Source organism: Bacillus sp. MYb56, from assembly GCF_002976445.1.
Taxonomy (GTDB): domain Bacteria; phylum Bacillota; class Bacilli; order Bacillales; family Bacillaceae_G; genus Bacillus_A; species Bacillus_A mycoides.
The window spans coordinates 25,265-46,398 of record NZ_PCOH01000025.1 but is presented as its reverse complement, the minus strand read 5'-3'; the positions used below and the strand labels follow the sequence as shown (position 1 = coordinate 46,398).

26 protein-coding genes, 1 riboswitch and 1 other annotated feature are annotated in these 21,134 nt (G+C 34.3%); of the genes, 9 read left to right on the top strand and 17 right to left on the bottom strand.

The window, feature by feature from the left end; genetic code table 11:
* Positions 1-108 precede the first annotated feature (108 nt).
* Positions 109-1,137: a tyrosine-protein phosphatase gene (locus CQ058_RS23610; protein WP_002190191.1), complete on the bottom strand. Its 1,029-nt coding sequence runs from the start codon at positions 1,135-1,137 to the stop codon at positions 109-111.
* Between the two features lie 180 nt (positions 1,138-1,317).
* Positions 1,318-2,040, bottom strand: a complete 723-nt coding sequence (locus tag CQ058_RS23605; RefSeq protein ID WP_002190192.1) for a GNAT family N-acetyltransferase — start codon at positions 2,038-2,040, stop codon at positions 1,318-1,320.
* Between the two features lie 123 nt (positions 2,041-2,163).
* Between CQ058_RS23605 and CQ058_RS23600 the strand changes: the two genes are divergently transcribed.
* Positions 2,164-3,003, top strand: coding sequence for a DUF2785 domain-containing protein (locus CQ058_RS23600; protein ID WP_002190193.1), 840 nt, complete (start codon positions 2,164-2,166; stop codon positions 3,001-3,003).
* Between the two features lie 17 nt (positions 3,004-3,020).
* Complete coding sequence (locus CQ058_RS23595) at positions 3,021-3,437, top strand: NUDIX hydrolase (RefSeq protein ID WP_002190194.1); 417 nt, start codon at positions 3,021-3,023, stop codon at positions 3,435-3,437.
* Positions 3,438-3,588: 151 nt separating this feature from the next.
* On the opposite strand, the gene CQ058_RS23590 is transcribed toward CQ058_RS23595, so the two are convergent.
* The 6 genes from CQ058_RS23590 to CQ058_RS23565 all read right to left on the bottom strand — a co-directional run bounded on the left by CQ058_RS23590 (position 3,589) and on the right by CQ058_RS23565 (position 8,616).
* On the bottom strand, positions 3,589-3,843 hold the full coding sequence (locus CQ058_RS23590; protein ID WP_002167951.1) for a YbeF family protein: 255 nt from the start codon (positions 3,841-3,843) through the stop codon (positions 3,589-3,591).
* A 97-nt stretch (positions 3,844-3,940) separates the two neighbouring features.
* Positions 3,941-4,321, bottom strand: coding sequence for a VOC family protein (locus CQ058_RS23585; RefSeq protein WP_002128301.1), 381 nt, complete (start codon positions 4,319-4,321; stop codon positions 3,941-3,943).
* A gap of 45 nt (positions 4,322-4,366) precedes the next feature.
* Positions 4,367-5,407 carry an ROK family transcriptional regulator gene (locus tag CQ058_RS23580; RefSeq protein WP_002167950.1) on the bottom strand — a complete coding sequence of 347 codons (1,041 nt, stop codon included), beginning with the start codon at positions 5,405-5,407 and terminating at the stop codon, positions 4,367-4,369.
* Between the two features lie 123 nt (positions 5,408-5,530).
* Positions 5,531-6,724, bottom strand: coding sequence for an MFS transporter (locus CQ058_RS23575; protein WP_002190196.1), 1,194 nt, complete (start codon positions 6,722-6,724; stop codon positions 5,531-5,533).
* A 69-nt stretch (positions 6,725-6,793) separates the two neighbouring features.
* A complete protein-coding gene (locus CQ058_RS23570; RefSeq protein ID WP_002033363.1) occupies positions 6,794-7,357 on the bottom strand; it encodes a maltose acetyltransferase domain-containing protein in 564 nt (187 codons plus the stop codon).
* A 221-nt stretch (positions 7,358-7,578) separates the two neighbouring features.
* Entirely contained in the window at positions 7,579-8,616 is a 1,038-nt protein-coding gene (locus CQ058_RS23565; protein ID WP_105590007.1) for a tryptophan--tRNA ligase, read from the bottom strand.
* 5 nt (positions 8,617-8,621) lie between these two features.
* Positions 8,622-8,828 (bottom strand) — a binding site (T-box leader).
* A gap of 137 nt (positions 8,829-8,965) precedes the next feature.
* Here CQ058_RS23565 and CQ058_RS23560 point away from each other — a divergent pair.
* Positions 8,966-10,123 carry a 1-deoxy-D-xylulose-5-phosphate reductoisomerase gene (locus tag CQ058_RS23560; protein ID WP_002167948.1) on the top strand — a complete coding sequence of 386 codons (1,158 nt, stop codon included), beginning with the start codon at positions 8,966-8,968 and terminating at the stop codon, positions 10,121-10,123.
* Positions 10,124-10,151: 28 nt separating this feature from the next.
* On the opposite strand, the gene CQ058_RS23555 is transcribed toward CQ058_RS23560, so the two are convergent.
* Complete coding sequence (locus CQ058_RS23555; protein WP_002128308.1) at positions 10,152-11,273, bottom strand: AI-2E family transporter; 1,122 nt, start codon at positions 11,271-11,273, stop codon at positions 10,152-10,154.
* A gap of 64 nt (positions 11,274-11,337) precedes the next feature.
* Complete coding sequence (locus tag CQ058_RS23550; RefSeq protein WP_002014007.1) at positions 11,338-11,586, bottom strand: GlsB/YeaQ/YmgE family stress response membrane protein; 249 nt, start codon at positions 11,584-11,586, stop codon at positions 11,338-11,340.
* Positions 11,587-11,817: 231 nt separating this feature from the next.
* Here CQ058_RS23550 and CQ058_RS23545 point away from each other — a divergent pair, with 231 nt between their 5' ends.
* Complete coding sequence (locus tag CQ058_RS23545; RefSeq protein WP_002128309.1) at positions 11,818-12,288, top strand: GNAT family N-acetyltransferase; 471 nt, start codon at positions 11,818-11,820, stop codon at positions 12,286-12,288.
* Between the two features lie 28 nt (positions 12,289-12,316).
* Positions 12,317-12,459: riboswitch (cyclic di-AMP (ydaO/yuaA leader) on the top strand.
* Positions 12,460-12,556: 97 nt separating this feature from the next.
* Positions 12,557-12,700 (top strand): hypothetical protein, encoded by a 144-nt coding sequence (locus CQ058_RS31890; protein ID WP_000945246.1) that lies wholly within the window; start codon positions 12,557-12,559, stop codon positions 12,698-12,700.
* Between the two features lie 71 nt (positions 12,701-12,771).
* Here the strand turns inward: CQ058_RS31890 and tsaA are convergent, their stop codons facing one another.
* Genes tsaA through CQ058_RS23525 form a run of 3 tightly spaced genes read right to left on the bottom strand, consistent with a single transcriptional unit; the run spans position 12,772 to position 14,598 of the window.
* Positions 12,772-13,230 (bottom strand): tRNA (N6-threonylcarbamoyladenosine(37)-N6)-methyltransferase TrmO, encoded by a 459-nt coding sequence (gene tsaA / locus CQ058_RS23535; protein ID WP_002167946.1) that lies wholly within the window; start codon positions 13,228-13,230, stop codon positions 12,772-12,774.
* Positions 13,231-13,257: 27 nt separating this feature from the next.
* Complete coding sequence (locus CQ058_RS23530) at positions 13,258-14,013, bottom strand: class I SAM-dependent methyltransferase (RefSeq protein WP_002185342.1); 756 nt, start codon at positions 14,011-14,013, stop codon at positions 13,258-13,260.
* A gap of 42 nt (positions 14,014-14,055) precedes the next feature.
* On the bottom strand, positions 14,056-14,598 hold the full coding sequence (locus CQ058_RS23525) for a CGNR zinc finger domain-containing protein (protein WP_002142532.1): 543 nt from the start codon (positions 14,596-14,598) through the stop codon (positions 14,056-14,058).
* Positions 14,599-14,710: 112 nt separating this feature from the next.
* On the opposite strand from CQ058_RS23525, the gene CQ058_RS23520 reads away from it, so the two are divergent.
* The 3 genes from CQ058_RS23520 to CQ058_RS23510 all read left to right on the top strand — a co-directional run bounded on the left by CQ058_RS23520 (position 14,711) and on the right by CQ058_RS23510 (position 16,825).
* Positions 14,711-15,907 carry an MDR family MFS transporter gene (locus CQ058_RS23520; RefSeq protein WP_105590006.1) on the top strand — a complete coding sequence of 399 codons (1,197 nt, stop codon included), beginning with the start codon at positions 14,711-14,713 and terminating at the stop codon, positions 15,905-15,907.
* Positions 15,908-16,135: 228 nt separating this feature from the next.
* On the top strand, positions 16,136-16,522 hold the full coding sequence (locus tag CQ058_RS23515; protein ID WP_105590005.1) for a hypothetical protein: 387 nt from the start codon (positions 16,136-16,138) through the stop codon (positions 16,520-16,522).
* Between the two features lie 75 nt (positions 16,523-16,597).
* Complete coding sequence (locus tag CQ058_RS23510; RefSeq protein WP_002190201.1) at positions 16,598-16,825, top strand: DUF3923 family protein; 228 nt, start codon at positions 16,598-16,600, stop codon at positions 16,823-16,825.
* A 157-nt stretch (positions 16,826-16,982) separates the two neighbouring features.
* On the opposite strand, the gene CQ058_RS23505 is transcribed toward CQ058_RS23510, so the two are convergent.
* The 4 genes from CQ058_RS23505 to CQ058_RS23490 all read right to left on the bottom strand — a co-directional run bounded on the left by CQ058_RS23505 (position 16,983) and on the right by CQ058_RS23490 (position 20,077).
* Positions 16,983-17,534, bottom strand: coding sequence for a DUF2179 domain-containing protein (locus CQ058_RS23505; protein ID WP_002190204.1), 552 nt, complete (start codon positions 17,532-17,534; stop codon positions 16,983-16,985).
* 220 nt (positions 17,535-17,754) lie between these two features.
* A complete protein-coding gene (locus CQ058_RS23500) occupies positions 17,755-18,168 on the bottom strand; it encodes an ATP synthase subunit I (protein ID WP_002190205.1) in 414 nt (137 codons plus the stop codon).
* Positions 18,169-18,221: 53 nt separating this feature from the next.
* The gene (locus CQ058_RS23495) at positions 18,222-19,550 is read right to left on the bottom strand and encodes a hemolysin family protein (protein ID WP_105590004.1); all 1,329 of its coding nucleotides are present in this window, start codon (positions 19,548-19,550) and stop codon (positions 18,222-18,224) included.
* A 119-nt stretch (positions 19,551-19,669) separates the two neighbouring features.
* Positions 19,670-20,077, bottom strand: coding sequence for a MerR family transcriptional regulator (locus tag CQ058_RS23490; RefSeq protein WP_025149265.1), 408 nt, complete (start codon positions 20,075-20,077; stop codon positions 19,670-19,672).
* Positions 20,078-20,295: 218 nt separating this feature from the next.
* Between CQ058_RS23490 and CQ058_RS23485 the strand changes: the two genes are divergently transcribed.
* The gene (locus tag CQ058_RS23485) at positions 20,296-21,069 is read left to right on the top strand and encodes a glycosyltransferase family 2 protein (RefSeq protein ID WP_078176817.1); all 774 of its coding nucleotides are present in this window, start codon (positions 20,296-20,298) and stop codon (positions 21,067-21,069) included.
* The last annotated feature ends 65 nt before the right edge of the window (positions 21,070-21,134 follow it).

Here is a 21,134-nt window from a genome sequence, read left to right as displayed (position 1 = left end):
TAATAAAAGGAGGCTAATCCAATCAGCCTCCCTCCTCATTATTTATCCCGCATTAACGGGCAGTCCGATTGGTGAAGGCTAATAATCAGTGGGGATGCCCCCCACTGATTAAAGTTTCACTTTATCTTCTAGCAATAACACTTTCATTTCCTCTAACGATTCTTTCGTAAAGCCGAGAGCTTTTTCAGCGTATACTTCAACTGATCCATATTGCTTTTTAACTTCATCAATCGCAGCTTGTAAATACTCAGCACGTGCTTCAAACATTGCACCTAATATTGCTCTACTTTCGTCGTTCTGTAATTTCGCACCTAAAAAGGCCATCATTTTTTCATTTAACTTTTCACGGAAACCGTTACTTAGTAAGTAGTCTTCCATTACTGTTTTTTCCGGTACACCTAGTAAAAGTAATAATAATGCAGAACCAAATCCTGTACGGTCTTTTCCAGCTGTACAGTGGTTTACTAACGGTAAGTTTTCCGGGTTTTGCGCCAGTTTTAAGAAGCTCACGAATGCTTCATTACCACTTACGAAATCTTGATTCATTTTCACAAGATACTCGCCTGGTTTCCCTAACATAGAAAGGTCACCAACTTGGAAAAATTCATTTATATTCAAGTCTTTCGCCAAGTCTTGCATAACTGGTAAGCACACTTGACGAGCACCTGTAACACTTGGGTTCGGCTTATGCTTCACTTCAAAATCTGTACGGTAATCACAAATTAACTTTAAACCCGACTTCTGTAAATACTCGATATCCCATTCTGTTAATCCTGCTAATTCTTCAGAACGATACAATTTACCCCATTTTACTTTACGGCCTTCAGTCGTTTCATATCCTCCCATATCACGGAAGTTAAACGCACCTTGTAATGGTAATCTACGCTCAGCTACTGTGACTGCTTGTCCATTACTTCCTACTAACCTAAAATATGGACGCTCATTTTCACTCGGGTTTTCAATTGTACATGCATCCCCACTTACTGTTACAAGTAATTCTCCATTTTCTTCAATATGATCTGGTGAAGTACTCCAATAAATACGAACTTCTTCTATATTATTTTCCCACTTTATATGTAACGTATTATCTTCATTTCGTTCTACAGTTGCTTGTAGCCAATTTCTTTGCTGCTTCATACTTTCACCAACGCTTTCTTCGTATAGTCTAATCCTTCTCTATTGTATTATAGGAAAGCTTACTTTGTCGTTTCGATTTTTCTTTTTATCTTACAAACATGCAAAAAGTTCTTTTACTTGTTCAAAATTTGTACATGGATTCCCGCTAAATGAGTTCGAGAGAGTAAGCCATCCATCCTTCTAAAACCTTCTCACATATCGCTCAGTAGAGCTCAGCTGCTGACATCCGTTCTTTTCAAAGACATCCTTCATCCACTCATTTTGTACATTTGTCTCACCAATATAATAAGATGCACCTATTTCTTTTAAGACAAACATTGCCCCTGTAAAGAACGCTGCTTCATACCCTTTATTTCGCATATTTGGAGCAACTGCGAAATACATAAGTTTTCCTTCTTCTAACGTACCTCTTTCAATATGCGGGATTACAATTCCTATTGGCTCTTCATCGATACTTGCTGTTAAACAATGTTCTTTCCATTGCCCACCTATTTCTTGTAGCATCGTATTTACAAATTGATCATAATCGATTTGTTCTCCCGTCACTTCATTCCACAGTGAATAAAAAGCGTCTTCGCCTATCTCTTCAATAAGCTTAAAATCAATATCACTTTCTATATCTTCCACTTCATATATATCCTTAAATACAATCATGTTTTCAGTAATATATTCAAATGAATACGTTTCGAAACATTTCTTATACACATCATAATTTGGGCTTTTTGAAGAAATCTCAAATTGCAATTCTTCTATTCCATCTTTTTCAGCTTCAGCAACGCAATATTGCATTATCTCTTCTAATTGCTCTTCTGTAAAAACCTCTGCATCATTTTCTTTTATCATTATAGAAGAAGCATTTTTTCTTATTTTAAAATGTTTTTCTAACTGTTCTATAGTCATCATATACTTCCCTCATCTATGTCATACTCGAATTTCTACTTGTTCTCCTTGCATGAGCAGGATTGTCCTTGAATATATAGAATACTAGAAAACATTGCATCTTTAAAGTGCGGAGGAGGTTCTCCATTGGATATTACAGCATTGCAACAACAGTTAGAGCTTATACAACAAAATGACTATACGCAACTGCAACATATAGATATTAATGAGTTAACGCTCAATATGCTTCAGTATATCGGAACAACTGATAGTTACGTTCGTTACCAACTTATATATAAATGTTTTGCACATTTCATTCATCATGAATTCCTTATGGACGATCAACTGAAATTACTTCTACAAACTTGTTTAAGTGATGAGTATTTATATTGTGACATTCACTCCCCACTTACAGATGGGGTTTTCACACGTTCTTATACTGTTTCATTACTTGCATTAATACTCCAATTTGCTAACTCGCACTACTTTTTTACAGAGGAGGATATCGAAGAAATAAAAAACAAACTCATTACATACACAAACTTAGAAATGGATTTTCGAGGCTATATTGAAAATAAAGGATGGGCTCATTGTCTTGCCCACGTATCTGATGCCTTTTCTGAAATTGTTCACAATTCCTATACGACCTTTGAATGGTACGAGGAATTAATTCATTGTTTATTAAATAAAATTTTCATCCCATCGGGTCTTTTTCATAATAATGAAGATGAACGAATTGTTACACCGTTACTATCTATGCTATATCATGACTTTCCGCAAGATGAGTTAATTTCAATTATTTATAAAAAAATAAAAAGGCTTCCTCAAATTAGAAAACGCCTTTCCCTTAATGAGTATTGTATTTTATGCGCAAACATTAAAATCTTTTTACGCACATTATTTTTTAGAACAAAAGATGATCATAACTTAGCATTTACAGCACGTAAAACAGAAAAAATGTTAAAAGAACTGCCTAATTATTATTAAATATAAGGAGAAGACATATGGGCTATATTGAAGACATGAGAAATCTAGTAGGAAATCATCCACTCATTTTAATCGGATCACACGCCATTATATTAAATGAGAAAAATGAAATATTACTGCAGCTCCGTACAGATTTTAATCGCTGGGGCATTATTGGTGGCGCCTTAGAATATAACGAAACGTTAGAAGACGCTTTACAACGAGAAGTATATGAAGAAACTGGACTTATCATTAAAAATCCAGAACTATTCCGTACATACTCAGGACCTGATTTCTTTCAAATCTATCCAAACGGCGATCAAGTACACGGTGTACTCGTTGTTTATATTTGCCGAGAATTCCACGGTCAGCTTATATGTGATCAAACTGAGTCAAAAGAATTACGCTTCTTTCCGCTTGATGAGTTACCTATTACTCTTCATCCAGTTATTTAACGTATTATTAGGGAGTTTCAGCACTCCAATTAAAAAACATTACATATTGTATATAGAAATAAAACAACCTCATTTCCCGTCATGATAACGCGAAATGAGGTTGTTATCGTTCAGCATAAATCCCTATTCCCCCAAAAATAACCAAATGATATTAACGTTCACTTTCTACAGCTGTATATCCCCTTACAAATAAGAGTGTTATATAAGAAGTAATGAATGAAAAAATAGTATACATGCCCACCCAAAAGAAAAATGATGGATCATACAATGTAACATTTAACATAAGAAAAATAAGAAATATTACCATTGGCATCACATAAAATGCACCTAATTTATATGTCCCAGCTATTGAAAAAATAAAAATAAGCAATGGATATATACAGAAAATAAAAATGAATTCACTCACTGTTATGTCCCCCTTTCTGAAGAAATAATAGGTTTCTCGTAAACATTTTGGGGAACAACAAAGTTTTATTTTTTATCAGTTATTAATAAATATAATGTTAGATTGTTATCTCAATCTGATTTCCTTCAGGATCACTTACTACACTTTCATAGTAACCATCCCCTGTAGTACGCGGGCCGTTTAACACAGGGTATCCTGCTTCTCTTAATGTATTAGTTAATTCGTTCACTTTTTCTTTACTACCTACAGAAAAAGCAATATGCGCATATCCTATTGTTTGTACTTGTGTTTTACCGTCTATCCCTACTTGTCTCATAAGTTCTAGACGCGCTCCACCTTCAAAAGTTATAAAATAAGATTCAAACTGCTTTTTCGAATTGTGATATAAGCTATTTTCTTCACCACCAAAGTACTGTTTATAGAAATCACGCATTCCTTCTAAATCATTTACCCAAATTGCTACATGTTCAATTTTCATAATCGACACCTTTTCTTTTACAGTATTCAACCAACAATTTGATATTTAATTTTCTTTGCTTGTTCTTGTTATCATCAGATCAAGTCCAAGACTTTTTAATCCATATAAATAATCTTCTTTCCAATCGCTCACTGTTATTTTCGGAATATGTTCTGCCGGAATGTACTTCGGACAAGTTTTTACAATTTGATCTATTACGAATTGATTCAATTCATCATCACAGAAGATAAAGGCATGAGGGTTAATAATAGCTATACATGTAGCTATTAAACGAGTAATAGCATCTATATTATATTTCTCTGGATTATTAGAATCTCTCACTTCATCTCCACTTCTCAAAGCTTGTAAGAAATTTTTATTATCATACTGCGGAACGAAAGATATCTCTCCTGAGAAAAAGGTACTTCCTCTTACCACATCTCCATTTATCATAATACCTGCACCTGGACCATTTTGACCTGAATACAAATATACTAGAGATGAATTATCATCATTTCCAGTGTTTTTATAATAGCCAAGGACTGCGGCATTCATATCGTTTTCTATTACTACAGGTATAGAAAACAGGTCCTCCAAGTGACTTTTCAAATTAAAATTCTGAAACTTTTCATAACCAGGTATATAAAAAATACGACCATTATCAACCGAACCGGGCACACCAATTGATATAGAGCTTATTTTCGGAAATGTAGCTATAAGACTTTCTATATGTTTAGATAATAGGTTTACGCCAGTATCAATTAATACACTTGAAGTACTTCCTTGTTCTTTTACTTCCCCTAAACAGTTAAAAATTGTATAGTTCGTCTCATTTTTTTCTAAAAATATCGCTAAACCTAACATATATTCCGGATTATACGCATATCGTTTTGCTCTTCTTCCACCACTTGAATCATCTAAACCGACTAGAGTGATTTCTCCGTCTTGTTTCATTTTTTCTATAAATTTACTCACAGTTGGAAAACTGATTTCTAATGTATTACTAAGTTCAACTTTCGTTGCACTACCTTGCTCTAGAAGAGCTGTACGAATGCCGCGAAGGATCGTCTCTTTAATCGATTTTTGAGTAACAAATTGTTCACTCAAATCGCTCACCACCTTAATCAACATACTTATTAAACACTTTTAATAAGTTGCGTTGACAATATATCATACATCATTTTCTAAAGCAATAGAGATGATACATTTCCGCTGGCATGCACCCCTTATTTAGCTCGATTTATTCTCTCTCGTAACAGACGATACAATTCCAGACAAGAGAACAAATAATAAAACAGCTAACAAGGCATTGCGTATCCCGAATGCTTCCCCCAGTATACCTAAGAATGGTGGTCCGACTAAAAATGCTGTATAACCGATTATAGAAACTGCAGCAACATTAGAAGTCGCATTTTCACGGTCATCTCCAGCAGCTGACAGACCAATTGGGAACCCTAGCGCTGCACCAATCCCCCACAGTACTACACCAAATGCTAGAAAATACGAATTACTCCCAAATATTACGATTGAAATTCCTAGAATCGCCATCATAATGGTGGCACGTACGACAGCGACACGACCGAATCGATCAAGGAAATAGCTGCTACACATACGAGTTAACGTCATTGCTAATACAAAAATTGTGTACATAATAGAACCTGCCACTATACTTTGCTCGTGTCCATCTACCATCACGATAGGTAGCCAATCATTTGCACTACCTTCTGCAAATGCCATTCCGAGTACAAAAAGACCAATTAAAAGCACCTTTTTTTCCATACGTAAGGTCGTATGCTTCTCTCTCCTTTTGTTCCACGATTTCTCCTTCTTTCCTGTTCCATGCGGAAGAAAACGATACACCATACATACAAGTAATCCAAACACGACCGAAATCGCAAGAAACTGATACAGAATCGGGATGTGAAGCGACGCTGCGACAGAACCACTGAGCGCGCCTACTAAAGTTCCTACACTAAAAAAGCCATGGAATTTCGGAAGAAGAGTTGTTCCTAATTTCTGCTCAATGGAAGAACCTTCTACATTCAATGCGACTTCCGCCAATCCGTAGCCTACTCCAAATACTAGTAAGCTACTAAAAGCCCCCATACTAGAAACAAAATAAATATTTATACCTAAACAAATCAATCCAACAATCATAAAAAACATACTGCCTATAATAACGTCTCTAGCTCCCTTACAGTCAATGAAGCGGCTTGCACTCAGTAAACCAATTATTGAACCGACAGATAGTCCGAATAAAATCCAGCCCATTTCTGCATTTGACACTGCTAACATATCTCGAGTAGCTGCTGTTCTTGAAATCCATGTAGCAAACGCGACACCTGGCAAAGCAAATAAGAGAAAAAGAGCATTTCGAGAGGCACGTAATGTCTTTGTATGATTGTCCGCACTATATTTCTCCATATGAAACACCTTTCACATTGTCTATACGATACGACACCAGTTTATTCATGCATCCGTGAAAAATGATTTCTATAAGTCTATCATTTTCATAACTTTGGCTGGATTACCACCAACTACTACATTATTAGGTACATCTTTTGTCACAACTGCCCCTGAAGCAATTACAGCGTTGTCTCCAATTGAAATACCAGGGTTAATAATAGCTCCCCCACCAACCCAAACATTGTTACCAATCTTTACAGGCTTTCCATATTCTTTTCCAGAATTCCGCTCTACCGGATGTAAAGGATGAGTGGCCGTATAAATATGGACACCAGGTGCAAACATACAATTATCACCGATTCGAACTTCACAAACGTCCAAAATAACACAATTGAAATTTGCGAAAAAGCTCTTTCCAATGTGGATATTGTAGCCGTAATCACAACGAAAATCAGGATTAATGTGGGTTTTTCCGTCAGCTGAAGAACCTAAAAGCTGCTCTAACAAGGTAAAGCGGCTTTCATCACCAGTCTCCATCGCCTCGTTATAAAGGCGTGTTAAACGTTTTGCCTCAATCCTATCAGCTACTAATTCTTCGTCATCCGCAATATACATTTCTCCCGCCAACATCTTTTCTTTCTCAGTTTTCATCTAATCATCTCCTTCGTTATCGAATGAATCAAACTTATTAAATTAGTTTAATAAGTGACTTTAATGTTACTTATTAAACATGTTTAATAAGTAACCCTATATTAACATATTTTTATTAATATGCAATTAATAAATTCAGTAAAAAATGCGAATCCCTCATTTTACATGCAGATAAAACGAATAAATAATTAAGATTCACATAGAAAAAAACAAGGGAGCGCTCAGCGTCCCCTCTCAAATCCAATCTGTTTTTTAATTTCCACCAAATTCACCTTCGCAATAGCCCGCGCCCTCTCAGCACCTTTTTCTAACGCTTCATATAGTAAATGTGGATCATTCATATAATTTCCGTATTTTCCCCTAGGTCCTGAGAGTTCACGATTTACAACGCGGAATAACTCTTTTTTCACATCGCCCCATCCGATTCCAGTCTCATACTTTTCGCGTAACGCCTGAATTTCGTCTTCCTTCGCAAATTCTTTATATATCATAAATAACGTTTCTAGTTCTTTCGGTTCATTCGGAAGTGAGGAATCTGTTTTTATTTTAAATATTAACTTTCTAAGTTTTTCTTGCTCTGCAAATAATGGGATAACATTTCCGTAACTTTTACTCATCTTTCTTCCATCAAGTCCCGGTAAAATTGCCCCTTCTTCTTGTATGACATACTCTGGAAGCGTAAATGTTATACCAAATGTATGATTAAAGTACGTCGCAATGTCACGAGCAATTTCAATATGCTGAATTTGATCTTTTCCGACAGGTACATGAGTAGCTTGAAATAATAATATATCAGCCGCCATTAAAGTCGGGTACGTATATAATCCCATATTCACACCTGCATCAATTTCTAATCCCGCTTCTTTATTTTGCTCTACCTTCGCTTTATATGCATGGGCACGATTCATAAGTCCTTTCGGAGTTAGACAAGCTAATATCCAAGCTAATTCTAGAATCTCTGGCACTTCTGTTTGTCGATAGAAAATAACATCTTCTCCAAGTCCGAGTGATAACCATGTAGCTGCTACCTCTTTCGTGTAACTACTGAACTTTGCTGGATCATGCACAGCATTTAACGCATGATAGTCTGCTATGAAATATAACGCTTTTCCTTCTTTGTTTTTTGACATTTGTAATGCAGGTTTAATCGCACCAATATAATTGCCTAAATGCGGGTAACCTGTTGGTTTAATTCCTGTTAACATAATTTTCTCGCTCATCCTAACTCCTCCTTTCTCAAAATAAAAAGAGCCCCTCATCCTAAAAAAAGGACGAGAGACTCCCGCGGTACCACCTTAATTAGCTATATTATAGCTCACTTCAACTTCTTAACGTGAAGTAACCGTCTTCGCCTACTCATTTAAGCTAGAAGCTCCAGAGCCCATTCCATATTCATCACTTACTGATTCCCACCAAATATCAGCTCTCTGAAAAGTTTTGAATATGTACTCTTCTCTTTCATTGCTTTTTAGTTTTTTTTACAGTTTATCACATTTCCTTTCCAATTAAACCCTAATTTTCTGTTTTATATAGCAGGAATTTCCACCTTAATTGTCTAATAATATATAGGTTTGCAGAAATACTCGAAACAACTTTGGAGGTTTTTTCATGGTAAAATATATATCCATTTTAGGTTCAACAGGATCCATTGGCACATCTGCATTAGATGTCGTTTCCGCTCATCCTGAACATTTTAAAATCGTCGGTTTAACCGCAAATTATAATATCGATCTTCTCGAAAAACAAATCGAATCTTTTCAGCCTCGTATTGTAAGCGTAGCGACAAAAGAATTAGCGGACACATTACGTTCTCGTATTTCAACAAATACAAAAATTACATATGGAACTGATGGTTTACTTGAAGTATCTACCCATCCTGATACAAATCTTGTATTAAGTTCAGTTGTCGGTGTTTCAGGTTTACTCCCAACAATTGAAGCATTAAAGGCGAAGAAAGATATCGCTATCGCTAACAAAGAAACTTTAGTTGCAGCTGGACATATCGTCACCGAACTAGCGAAACAAAACGGATGCCGCCTAATTCCAGTTGATAGTGAACATTCAGCCATTTTCCAATGTTTAAATGGGGAAAATAATAAGGAAATCGAAAAATTAATTGTTACAGCTTCTGGCGGCGCTTTTCGTGATAAAACACGTGAAGAAATGAAAATATTACAAGCGAAGGATGCTTTAAAACACCCAAACTGGTTAATGGGCGCAAAACTAACGATAGATTCTGCCACGTTAATGAATAAAGGGTTTGAAGTGATGGAAGCTAAGTGGCTATTCGATATTCCTTATGAAAAAATTGATGTTATGATTCATAAAGAAAGTATCATTCACTCTTTAGTGGAATTTATTGATGGATCAGTCATGGCACAGCTCGGTGCTCCTGATATGAGAATGCCGATTCAATATGCGTTTCACTACCCTACTCGACTACCTTCATCCTATGAAAAATTAAATTTATTAGAAATTGGTAGTTTGCATTTTGAAAAACCAAATTTAGAGAAGTTCCCCTGTCTACAATATGCATTTGAATGTGGAAAAATTGGCGGTACAACTCCAGCCGTATTAAATGCAGCGAACGAAATTGCAAATGCACTATTTCTTAAAAATGAAATTGCATTTTTCGATATCGAAAAAACAATTTACAATACAGTTAAAGCTCATCATAACGTAAAAGATCCTTCACTCGATGATATATTAGAAGCTGATCAATGGGCACGCCAATACACAAATCAATTGTTAATGAAAAAGAGCTAAAACAGGTTTCTCTGTTTTAGCTCTTTTTTCACGTATTCAACTTCACAAATCTATAACCGTGCGTAACTAAAACTTTTAATATCGCATACCCTGGAATTGCTAAAATAATCCCCATAATTCCAAATAAATTCCCCGCAGTTAAAATGATAAATATAATAGTAATCGGGTGAATATCTAACTTTTTCCCCATGACTTGCGGAGAAATAAATTTACCTTCTGCTAATTGTACAATCATCATAACGATAATTACTTTTAACACCATTGATGGCGAGTCGATAAATGCGATAATTAAAGCTGGTGTAATTGCAATGATTGGTCCTACGTACGGAACGATATTTACAATCATCGCTAAAATAGCAAGTAGTACCGCATATTTAATACCAATAATAAGATAACCGATTAATAGCATAATACCGATAAATAAACTAACAATAATTTGTCCTCTAATATACGAACTAATCGCATAATGCATATCATCTAGTATTCTCTTCGCAGCTGGTTGTCTTTGCTCAGATATAAACTTTAAAAAATGATTCGGTAATTGCTCACCATCTTTTAAAAGATAGAACAAAATAAATGGAACCATTACAAATGTTAAAACAACTTCAGTAATTGTACTTAAAAATCCAGTTACATTTCCTGTTACTGATGATAATGATTTTGTAAAGTTCATTGTAGAATCTTTTACAATATTAGCAAAATCAACATTTAAACTTTCCTGCATTCTACCAATTACATTACTTTCTCCAAATTTACGTGCTGCCCTTTCGATTTCATGCCCGAAATATGGCAAGTTATCTATTAAAGCATTTACTTGATCTTTAATAATTGGAATAACCGTGACCGCAAGAAAAACAAATAATCCAAGAACAATTATATATATCGAGGCAATTGACACAATTCTCGACACACCTTTTCTTTCTAAAAGAGAAACGAATGGATGCAATATATAAAATAGTACTCCCGCTAATAATACTGGGAAAAAGATTGTTTTTAAAAATACGACGAACGGTGTAAAGACGAATGATATTTTTGTAAGTAATAATATATTTACAAACAGCAACGCGAATCCAAGTAGTACAGCTAAATAATTTTGTTCTTTAAAAAACTTTTTCAACTTATCTCTTTTTCTTATATTTACTTTCTCCAAATGTACCACCTCTCTAATTAGGAAAAGCCCTAAAAGGGCTTTATAAAACAATCAGTAATAGCCTTTATTTTCTTGCAACTTTTACTACAAATGATACAATAAGAATTAACACAATTGCACCTAATAATGCTGGCACGACATGAATCCCACCAAATGATGGCCCAAAAGATCCAAATAATCTACTACCTAACCAAGCTCCTAGTAAACCAGCAATTATATTTCCAAACATACCAGCTGGAAAATTTTTACCCGTTATAGAACTAGCAATTATACCTATAATAGCACCAACTATTAATGTAATAATCCATCCCATTTTTAGTCCCTCATTTCTATTATAGTTTGTATTATCAAATACAAGAGTAGCTAAACTCTTATATAAGATTACGTATTTATCTACGCTAACCATATCCTACTATAGAAATATACCTACGAACATTTTATGTATGGAGATACATATATTATATGCAAAAAAGAAAAAAATTGTCAAACTTACCCACAAATCAATTATATTAATATATCATATTTAAAGGAGGCGTTATTATCTATGATTCATAAATTACTTCCCACTTCTTATGAAGTAGCAACATCCATTTTAAATGTTCAACTTCCAGCTTATAAAATTGAAGCAGACTTTTTAAACAGTACTGCAATACCTCGTTTATATGATACTGTAAACGATATTCAAAATTGTGATGAAACATTCTATGGATATTTCTCTGAAAATAAACTCGTCGGCTTTATTTCTTTTATACAAGAAGAAGAACTAATCGATATCCACAGATTAGTTGTATCGCCCAATTTTTTTCAAAAAGGAATCGCAACGAAACTGCTACTTTATATATTTAACATGTTCTCGTCTTCAATGACATACATTGTACAAACAGGTAAAGCCAATACTCCAGCTCTCGCATTATATAAAAAACACAGCTTCATTGAAGTAACAGATACAACACTACCTGATGGCATGATCCTTACGCAACTAAAAAGACAGAAAACACAAAATAGTTTGACTTAATTATTTATTTATGTTATTTTTTACTTTATACAACCTTTTGCTGAATCCAAATTTTGGAGCGGGGGAACCATTTTTGTAGCTATGCTACTTGGGGCGAATCTTTTTTAAGTAGGGAAACTCTCACTTCCCGAGTCCGACAGCTAACCTCGTAAGCGTAATGGGAGAGGAAGGTGCTTTTTGCCTATGTTACACACTTTGCCTCCTTAGTTATAAATATGGAATCGATATCAATCAGAAAACTATATTTATAGAAAAGGAGACTGGTACAATGTTACGTTTATCAGATCACGCAATAAAAATGATGGAGCAAAGACTTCGACTCGAACAACACCGCACATATCAAGCAAATAAAGTTGTAGATAACTTACATCACAAATACTTTTTTCAGCATATTTTTCAACCGAAGAGATAAATAAACCATGCATACAATATTTAATACAAAAAGATTTGCAATTATGAACTGCAAATCTTTTTGTATTAGCATTAAAAATAATCTTGCATCAATTTATTCATCCAATCTGGAACACTAACATTTTCCCTTGCATCAAAAGCAGAAATATATGGTTTTATATCTAAAATAGCCGTTTGATCATTAGCGTCTAATCCTTGCACAGTCATAACATTATTTTCAATGGACAATATTTCAACAGTAGTAATTCCAATGGGGTTTGGACGATACTTTGTCCGTTGCGCAAAACATCCCTTTTCATCTAAATCACTTAGTCCCCTTGGCTTTCTAGCCCACGACTCGTTATTTTCTTCCTGGAAATCATTCATATAAAAAATAACAATTGCATGAGAGTAATCCTCAAGGCCAGCTAATCCTCCAATATACTCTGGATATATATTAATGTTAGAAATAACACTTCCCCAATTACTGTACACTTTTTCATCTATAGAGTTTTGCACTTCACCAATTTTCACCATATTAATATGACTCATTTTTTCCCCTTCTTTATGCAGCATTATTTACTTCCTTACCTTAATAATGAACGTCGTCGGCACCATCCTAGCTTTATATAAAGAATAATACTTCGTAGAAGGCTCTGCTATTTCTCCATCAAATACGCTAGATGGTTCAGGTTCTTCTATTCTCTCAATTGTAAAACCAACTCTATTTAACTCATTTATGTATGTACTCATTTTTCGCTTATATAATGTCGCTTGTACATCTTCCCCTTTAAATGTTTCAAACGTAATAGGAGTTTCTTCATGATAAGAGGAATTTAAAACAATCTCCTCTGTTCCGTACAGTAAATTTGAATATATCGGATGCTCCCAGCTAAAAATAAAGCTTCCACCTGGCTTTAAATATGAGTAAATAAGTTCTAATGTTTTTCCTAAATTTGAAGTCCAACCTAATGCATAGATGGAATATACAATGTCAAAATACTCTTTCGGAATTTCCACTTCTTCTTCCATTGCTCCACATATTAACTTTGGATCCCAGCCTTTTAACGTTTCATGTGCCGTTTCAATTTGTGTACTTGAAAGATCAAGACCCCATAATTCCTCTGCCCCATGTTCCACCATATATTGCAATGAGTGCCCACTCCCACATCCAATATCAAGAACCTTTTTATTTCTGATTGAATCAAATAGATGAATTTCATCTTCAGACGCTGTATACGGGCCGTATTTTGGTAAACAATCAACTTGAAAGAAATATGGTGCAACTGTATCCCAACACTTTTTATTTAAAGCTAACATTTGTGTGCCTTCCATATCCTACATTCCCCCAACCGATTTTTTCTTCACATAAATAAATTACACATTATAACCCGATCTTCCTTTTCTCTTCGCTCGGTAATTTTTCACTTTTGCAATCGTACCGCACGCTCTTCCGCCTTCTTCCCCAGCATACATACCGCACCATCTTTTACTTCCATTACGCGAATGATCATAAAATACCCAGCGACAATCTGGGCATGCTTTTAACCTTCCCCACAAATTTTCTTGAATCGCCGTTAACACAATACTCAATACTTTTGTATACACATTCTCTTCTTGCACCGGTTCATATGTAACACTTTTCATATCTCCCTTTATATGTACATGAAATGGGTATTTTTCTAACCATTTTTGCAACGATCCTTCGCCTTCAATTGTTAACCGAATGTCTTCTCGAAAACTTTTTAATTCATCTATTGTATGAAATGAAAACTCTTCATGAAAATATTTTTTCATAAATTGCTTTATATCACCTTCTGTTTGTAGCAAATCAATTGGCTCTCTCGTATCATTTGGTATTCTCCATGTATTTAAAAATCCCCGAATATATTCTAATTCATTTGGTGCGTTTTGATTCAATTCCATCCACCTTTTTCTTAAAATTTACTTTTTTCTAACTTTATGTATAATTATAATATAAAATCGTTAACCACCAATTAATTTTACTGGTTACAAAATTAGGAGGAGTTCTATGAAAATTTTCTCAATACCGATACGTTTCATGCTTATTGCTTCATTTTTCATGTCTTTTGGTTATTTTGCGGTATATGCCTTTTTAGCTATTTATCTATTAAATTTTCTCCACTTTTCAGCGATGCAAGTAGGAACAGTTTTAACAGTTATGACAATCACATCTCGAATTATCCCTTTATTCTCAGGGCTAATCGCGGATAAAACAGGTTATATCATTATGATGATAGCCGGATTATTTTTAAGAGGAATCGGATTTATAGCCTTAGGAATATGCTCTGATTTCTATACAATTTCTATTTCTTCCGCACTTATCGGTTTTGGGACTGCATTTTATGAACCTGCTGCTCGCGCCATATTCGGCTCACAACCAGCTCATATGAGAAAAAATTTATTTACATATTTAAACCTTAGTTTTAATTGCGGTGCAATAATCGGACCAATTGCAGGAGGGTTCTTACTCTTACTCGATCCAATCTATGCTTTTTCTCTAACAGGATCTCTTATGCTGTTATTCTCTCTTATCTTTTACTTGCTTAAAAATCACTTCCAAGTCTCTACTGAAAACACGTCTATTACATTAGGAATACAGGCAATCTTACAAAATAAAACCTTTCTTTTATTTTCATTTATTATGATTTTCTTCTACATTATGTTTACTCAGCTTACTGTCGCACTTCCACTTCATATGAAAAACATTAGTCATAGCAACCAGCTCGCTACACTAGTTATTACGATAAATGCAATAACAGGCGTCATATTTATGGTATTATTCCGGAAACTCTTTCATAAATACAACACACTTTCTATTATTAAATACGGTGTTTTATTAATGGGTATTTCCTTTTTACTCATTCCTTTATTCCAACATCCATATTGGCTATTTATTTGTGTAATTTTATTTACAATCGGTGAAACGCTCGTATTACCTAACGCTGATATCGCTATTGCAAATTACAGTAACGAATCGTATACAGCTACTTATTTCGGATTTTATCAACTATCACTCGCATTTGGTTTTATCGTTGGTAATTATACCGGTACATCGTTTACATCGAACTTAAACGGAATGTATGCACCTTGGCTTATTTTCGGTACATTTGGACTTATCAGCTTTATTGCATTACATATTTTATATACTAAAAAACTTATTTCTAAAGAACATGAATCCCTATGTAAAGATACAAAACACCTTTAAAAAATTACAATTTTCAAGAATTAGGAAATGCGAATTTACAATAATAAACGTATCTTTCAATACGATAAAAAACATAAAATCCTGAAGCTATCCCTTAAAGTAAATATACACCTGTTACATTTTACATATTATGGTATAATATTGTCAGATTAATAGCTATTTATCTATGTTCCACACTAACGGTCTAGGAATGACAAATCAAAAGGTTTTTAAATTAGGGGGGATCTTGTGAAAAAGATAAAAGGATTTAGCCTTTTTCTATTCATCCTAATCACATTATGCGGATGTTCAACTATAGTAGAACAGTCTTTAGAAACTGGAAACGGCAGTATTGAATTATTAACACCCACGATTACAACAAAAGATAATGAATTAGAAATTAAGACCGAGGGCATTGATGAAAATAAAGTGACTTTTATTTATGTAGCCAATAAAAAAGTATTGGAACAAAAAATAAATAATGGTGAATCCTACAGACTTAACATTAAAGATATCGAACACGCTCATAGGACGGACTACAAGCCAAGAGTTCAACTTTTGCAAACGAAAGATGATAACGAAGATGGAGACATGGCAACCTTTAAACAAGTTAGATATACAGTTGAAAAAAATTAATTTTATAATTATTTCATTTAAATGTAACGAACGTAAATATACTTTTAACAGAGGGTAAATATAAGAGGTGCTAATATGAAAAGACGATGGATTTTTTGGTGGATTGGTAACATATTTTGGATTACCATTTTTGGGATATTGGCAGCTATCATTTGGCTAAGAGAGGTTGATGGTACTGGTGTTACTCAAACACCCGAGCTGAAATTAGTAGCATTTATCGTTTTATTAATTGCATTTATATTACCGATAATTATTCAAGCTATATGGCTAATTGTTAATTTGAGAAAGAGCAATAAAAAATAATCATACATAACTTTAAATTTTTTTAGAATTATACGATAAATTATTTTTTTAAAAAAGAGAGGAATCTTTTTTAAAATAGATTCCTCTCTTTTACATTTTCGTATTCATATAGGATTATGGTTATAAACTTATTTTAAGCCATACTACTCCCTTTTTCTTACGATGCATGTTCATCTTTCTTCTTCTTCAACAACGCTCTCTTCTTCATCGCCTTCGTTAAGTATCCACCTTTAAACGAACGAATTTCATAAGAAGACATAAACGCTTTCGGTGCGATTTCATTAATAATTTCCAAAAGTTCTTTCTCTCTAGAGCGCTTTGCAACGATATCTAAGCGATAACGTATAGAATTAATTCCTTCACCTTCAAATACCGTAACACCGAATCCAGAGTGACGTAATTCATCTACTAATTCATTACAACGGTCTAGTAAACTAACTTGATACGTAATATAACCAATTGCTAATTTATTCTCTATATAACCGCCTAATAAAAGTCCCGTACTAAAGCCAATGACATAGGCAACGATGTTCATCCAATTTGATAAATCTTGAAACACAATACCTAAACTGACAATGTAAATAGCTCCTTCTAACAATCCAACACCAGCAGCGGATCTTGTTTGATTCTTTACAAGCAAAATCGTACGGATTGTTAAAATTGGAACATAAATAATTTGAAGCACAAAAATAAGTAACGCTTGTAACATTGGTATCCACCTCTTTCAAAAAGTCTTTTGTCATGATAACATACATAAGCTTTAGAAATCGATGGGTTTTTAAATTTTTTTAAATTTTTTTTCATACTATTGAAATGCCTCAAAAATAAGCGTATTATGTTTGGCGTAAATTCGATAAGTACCAGTAATTCACTCGTATTATATCATTTATTTTTAAACCCAAAAAAGGAACCTGATTAGGTCCCTTTCCTCATAACCCTATGTTTTTCGAAGCTTGTTCTCTTTGCTTCTCTTCTTCTTTTACTAACTGCATATTTGCATAGGCTAAATTCGCAATCATTAAAAAGTGTCCACCTAATATTCCAGTACCAAATGCCCACATTTCCATTTCATGCTCAATTTCATACATAATGATAGCCCCTAATATTGCGGCTGCAAATCGGTTTAAAACTCCTAATCCAGGAGCCTTTTCTTTCATCACGATACTTCTTCCTAATTTCTCCACTCTGCGAGCTAATAGCCAAAGACAATATGCGCTAACTGCTAAACCAATACCGAATCCTGTCACTTGTTTCCCAAACGGAGTAACCGCCCACATTAGTAGTAAACCACTAAAGATCGTATACAATTGTAATCGATATACACGTAAGGCTACTTGAATCAAAATATCCGCTCCTAATTTCACATTTTATTATGTGTCAGAAGAAAAGCAGCAACTTACACAGTTGCTGCTTTCTCTTGTTCTTGTTCTTGTTCCATTTTTTGAATTTCAACACGTTTAATTTGATAAGCATCTTTTTCTAACACTTTAAATTCATAGCCTTCTGCTTCAACGTATTGTCCTTCTTCTATTTCATGATTTTGCATCATAATCCATCCACCGATTGTATCCACATCGTCTTCTTCAATGTGTAATCCAAACAAATCTTTTACTTCTGATATAAGCACTTTTCCATCAACAATTTTATGATACTCGTTCACATGTTGAATTGGTGGTGCTTCATCTTCATCATATTCATCACGAATTTCGCCGACGATTTCCTCCAATATATCTTCCAGCGTTACAATTCCAGCTGTTCCTCCGTACTCATCATATAAAACAGCCATTGGAATTCGCTTCTTCTGCATTTGCAGTAATAAATCATGAATTGGAGTCGTTTCCATAACTTCAATAATCGGACGCATATACGTGCGAATCGATGATAAATCTTCTTGATCGTTGTTCATATATCGAATAAAGAAATCTTTTACGTTGACCATACCGATAATATCATCTTTATCTTCTCCAAAAATCGGATAACGTGTGTATCGTTCATTTTGGATTACTTTCATGTGTTCTTCTACTGAATCTTCAAGATAGAAACCAACGATTTCTGTACGCGGTACCATGATTTCTTTCGCAATGCGATTATCAAATTCAAAGATATTATTTACATACTTGTATTCAGCTTGATTAATTTCGCCACTTTCATAGCTATCCGAAAGAATAAGACGTAATTCTTCTTCTGTATGAGCTACTTCATGTTCAGAAGCTGGTTTCAAACCGAATAAACCAGTTATAACACGAGCTGAACCGTTCAATACCCAAATAAATGGATACATGATTTTATAGAACATCATTAACGGAGTTGCCAATAACAACGTTACTTTTTCAGCCTTTTGAATTGCCAGCGTTTTCGGAGCTAATTCCCCTACTACAACGTGTAAATATGTCATTAGCATAAAAGCAAGACCAAAAGTTAATACTGATGAAATAGAAGGATTTATGTTCCATTTCTCAAATAACGGGTGTAATAACTTTTCGATTGTCGGTTCACCTAACCAACCTAATCCCATAGCTGTAACTGTAATACCTAATTGACAAGCAGATAAATATTCATCTAAATTTGTTGTTACCTTTTTCGCTGCTAAAGCACCGCGTTTCCCTTCCGCAACAAGCTGATCAATGCGACTTGAACGTACCTTAACAATCGCAAACTCTGCTGCTACGAAAAATCCAGTAAATGCGATTAAAATCGCAACCATGACTAAATTAAATATTTCCAATGAATCCCCTTAGTTAAAAAACTAAGGTGTCCACCTCCTGTATACTATAATGTTTTCTTATTTGTTCGTTAGAAAACATAGCCCGATACAAAAATTAAAGAGGTCGGATTTCACTTATTCTATAATAATAGAGCAAGTGTCTGTATTAAAGCTGTCGTTTGACCAGATAAAGATTTCGATATTTTTTCACGTTGTGAATCAGTCAATTCATCTAAAAGCGGCTTTAACTCCGTTAACTCTGCTTCTAATCGATGAATATGGTCTGTCACTTCATTCACTTGTTTCGAAACGTGTTCATTGATACCGAGCAGCTTCTTCTTCTCCTCGATTTTCTCTTTAATCTCACAAAGCGGCATATGCATTTCTTTGCACTTCTCAATAAATTGTAATGTCTCAAATGCTGTTTCGTCGTAATAGCGATAATTAGATTGAGATCGCTCCGCTTTTAAGATACCTAGATTCGTATAATAATCAATCGTTCGTTTCGACACGTGAGCCATGAGAGCCAACTGTCCGATTCGATACACCTTCCCAACGATCTTCCCCCCCCTTGTTTATATTACTATTATCATACAATACATAAACTGTACAGTCAAACGTGATGGTTATCATTCACAAATTTCTAAATTTCATCCTTTATTAATAAAAACAATTAATCTATAACTATACAGCTTTTTCCTTTCAACCTTTCTTATTTAACAGCATACCTTACTAATAACGATTGCTTGTATAGGAGGAGATTAATATTAAAAAAACTATCATTTCTCATTTTTATAATGAAGAATACCTACTTCCATGGTGGCTTATGCATCATACAAAAATATTTGATCACGGCATATTAATTAATAGAGGTTCTACTGATCGTTCCGTAGAGATTTGTAAATTATTCGCACCCCACTGGGAAGTGCGAGATTCCAGATTTCTTGAGTTTGATCCAACAAATACTGATATTGAAGTGATGGGAATTGAAAGAGAAATTTCAGGTTGGAAAATCGTTTTAAATACTACTGAATTCTTTTGTTGTAATAATACAGAAGAGTTTTTCTCATCTCTTCATGCACTAGGACAAAATATGTATGCGATTAGAATGATTTTAATGATAGATAGCCATAAGTACAATTATTCAAAGCCAAGATACTCTATCCCATTAGTAGAACAACGATACCACGGCGTCTTCCCTTATAACCCAAAACTCGGATGTGCCTGGAGATTTATTCACAATCATCTAGATGGTGCATATTTACCTGGTAGACATTATTCGCGGCACGGGAATATAGTTTATGACTATCCTTCATTTATTTTAAAATTTTATTTTAGCCCTTGGAATGAACAGTCAAAGGCAAGAAAATTACAAATTACACCTACCCTTTCAAAAATAGGTGTTCAAATGGGACTCCAAACACATTACGGTCAATCTCCTGAAGAACTGGAAACACGTTTTTTAGAGCTTAGTAACGTAACTCAAGACCTCCGTAATAATCCTGAATATCAAGAATTATTTCCAAAGTTTAAACCATAATGTTTTTTGCATGGTCATCACCTCACACCATTTCATCCGCTTAATCAAAAACAATCTCATTTGCA

Bases quoted from the DNA above. Each gene is read 5' to 3' on its own strand.
- CQ058_RS23605 (WP_002190192.1), bottom strand. From the start codon at position 2,040: ATGATGACTATAGAACAGTTAGAAAAACATTTTAAAATAAGAAAAAAT.
- CQ058_RS23575 (WP_002190196.1), bottom strand. From the start codon at position 6,724: ATGGAGAAATATAGTGCGGACAATCATACAAAGACATTACGTGCCTCT.
- CQ058_RS23595 (WP_002190194.1), top strand. From the start codon at position 3,021: ATGGGCTATATTGAAGACATGAGAAATCTAGTAGGAAATCATCCACTC.
- CQ058_RS23545 (WP_002128309.1), top strand. From the start codon at position 11,818: ATGATTCATAAATTACTTCCCACTTCTTATGAAGTAGCAACATCCATT.
- CQ058_RS23510 (WP_002190201.1), top strand. From the start codon at position 16,598: ATGAAAAGACGATGGATTTTTTGGTGGATTGGTAACATATTTTGGATT.
- CQ058_RS23570 (WP_002033363.1), bottom strand. From the start codon at position 7,357: ATGAAAACTGAGAAAGAAAAGATGTTGGCGGGAGAAATGTATATTGCG.
- CQ058_RS23565 (WP_105590007.1), bottom strand. From the start codon at position 8,616: ATGAGGGGCTCTTTTTATTTTGAGAAAGGAGGAGTTAGGATGAGCGAG.
- tsaA (WP_002167946.1), bottom strand. From the start codon at position 13,230: ATGAGTCATATTAATATGGTGAAAATTGGTGAAGTGCAAAACTCTATA.
- CQ058_RS23505 (WP_002190204.1), bottom strand. From the start codon at position 17,534: ATGTTACAAGCGTTACTTATTTTTGTGCTTCAAATTATTTATGTTCCA.
- CQ058_RS23610 (WP_002190191.1), bottom strand. From the start codon at position 1,137: ATGAAGCAGCAAAGAAATTGGCTACAAGCAACTGTAGAACGAAATGAA.
- CQ058_RS23560 (WP_002167948.1), top strand. From the start codon at position 8,966: ATGGTAAAATATATATCCATTTTAGGTTCAACAGGATCCATTGGCACA.
- CQ058_RS31890 (WP_000945246.1), top strand. From the start codon at position 12,557: ATGTTACGTTTATCAGATCACGCAATAAAAATGATGGAGCAAAGACTT.
- CQ058_RS23550 (WP_002014007.1), bottom strand. From the start codon at position 11,586: ATGGGATGGATTATTACATTAATAGTTGGTGCTATTATAGGTATAATT.
- CQ058_RS23530 (WP_002185342.1), bottom strand. From the start codon at position 14,013: ATGGAAGGCACACAAATGTTAGCTTTAAATAAAAAGTGTTGGGATACA.
- CQ058_RS23585 (WP_002128301.1), bottom strand. From the start codon at position 4,321: ATGAAAATTGAACATGTAGCAATTTGGGTAAATGATTTAGAAGGAATG.
- CQ058_RS23520 (WP_105590006.1), top strand. From the start codon at position 14,711: ATGAAAATTTTCTCAATACCGATACGTTTCATGCTTATTGCTTCATTT.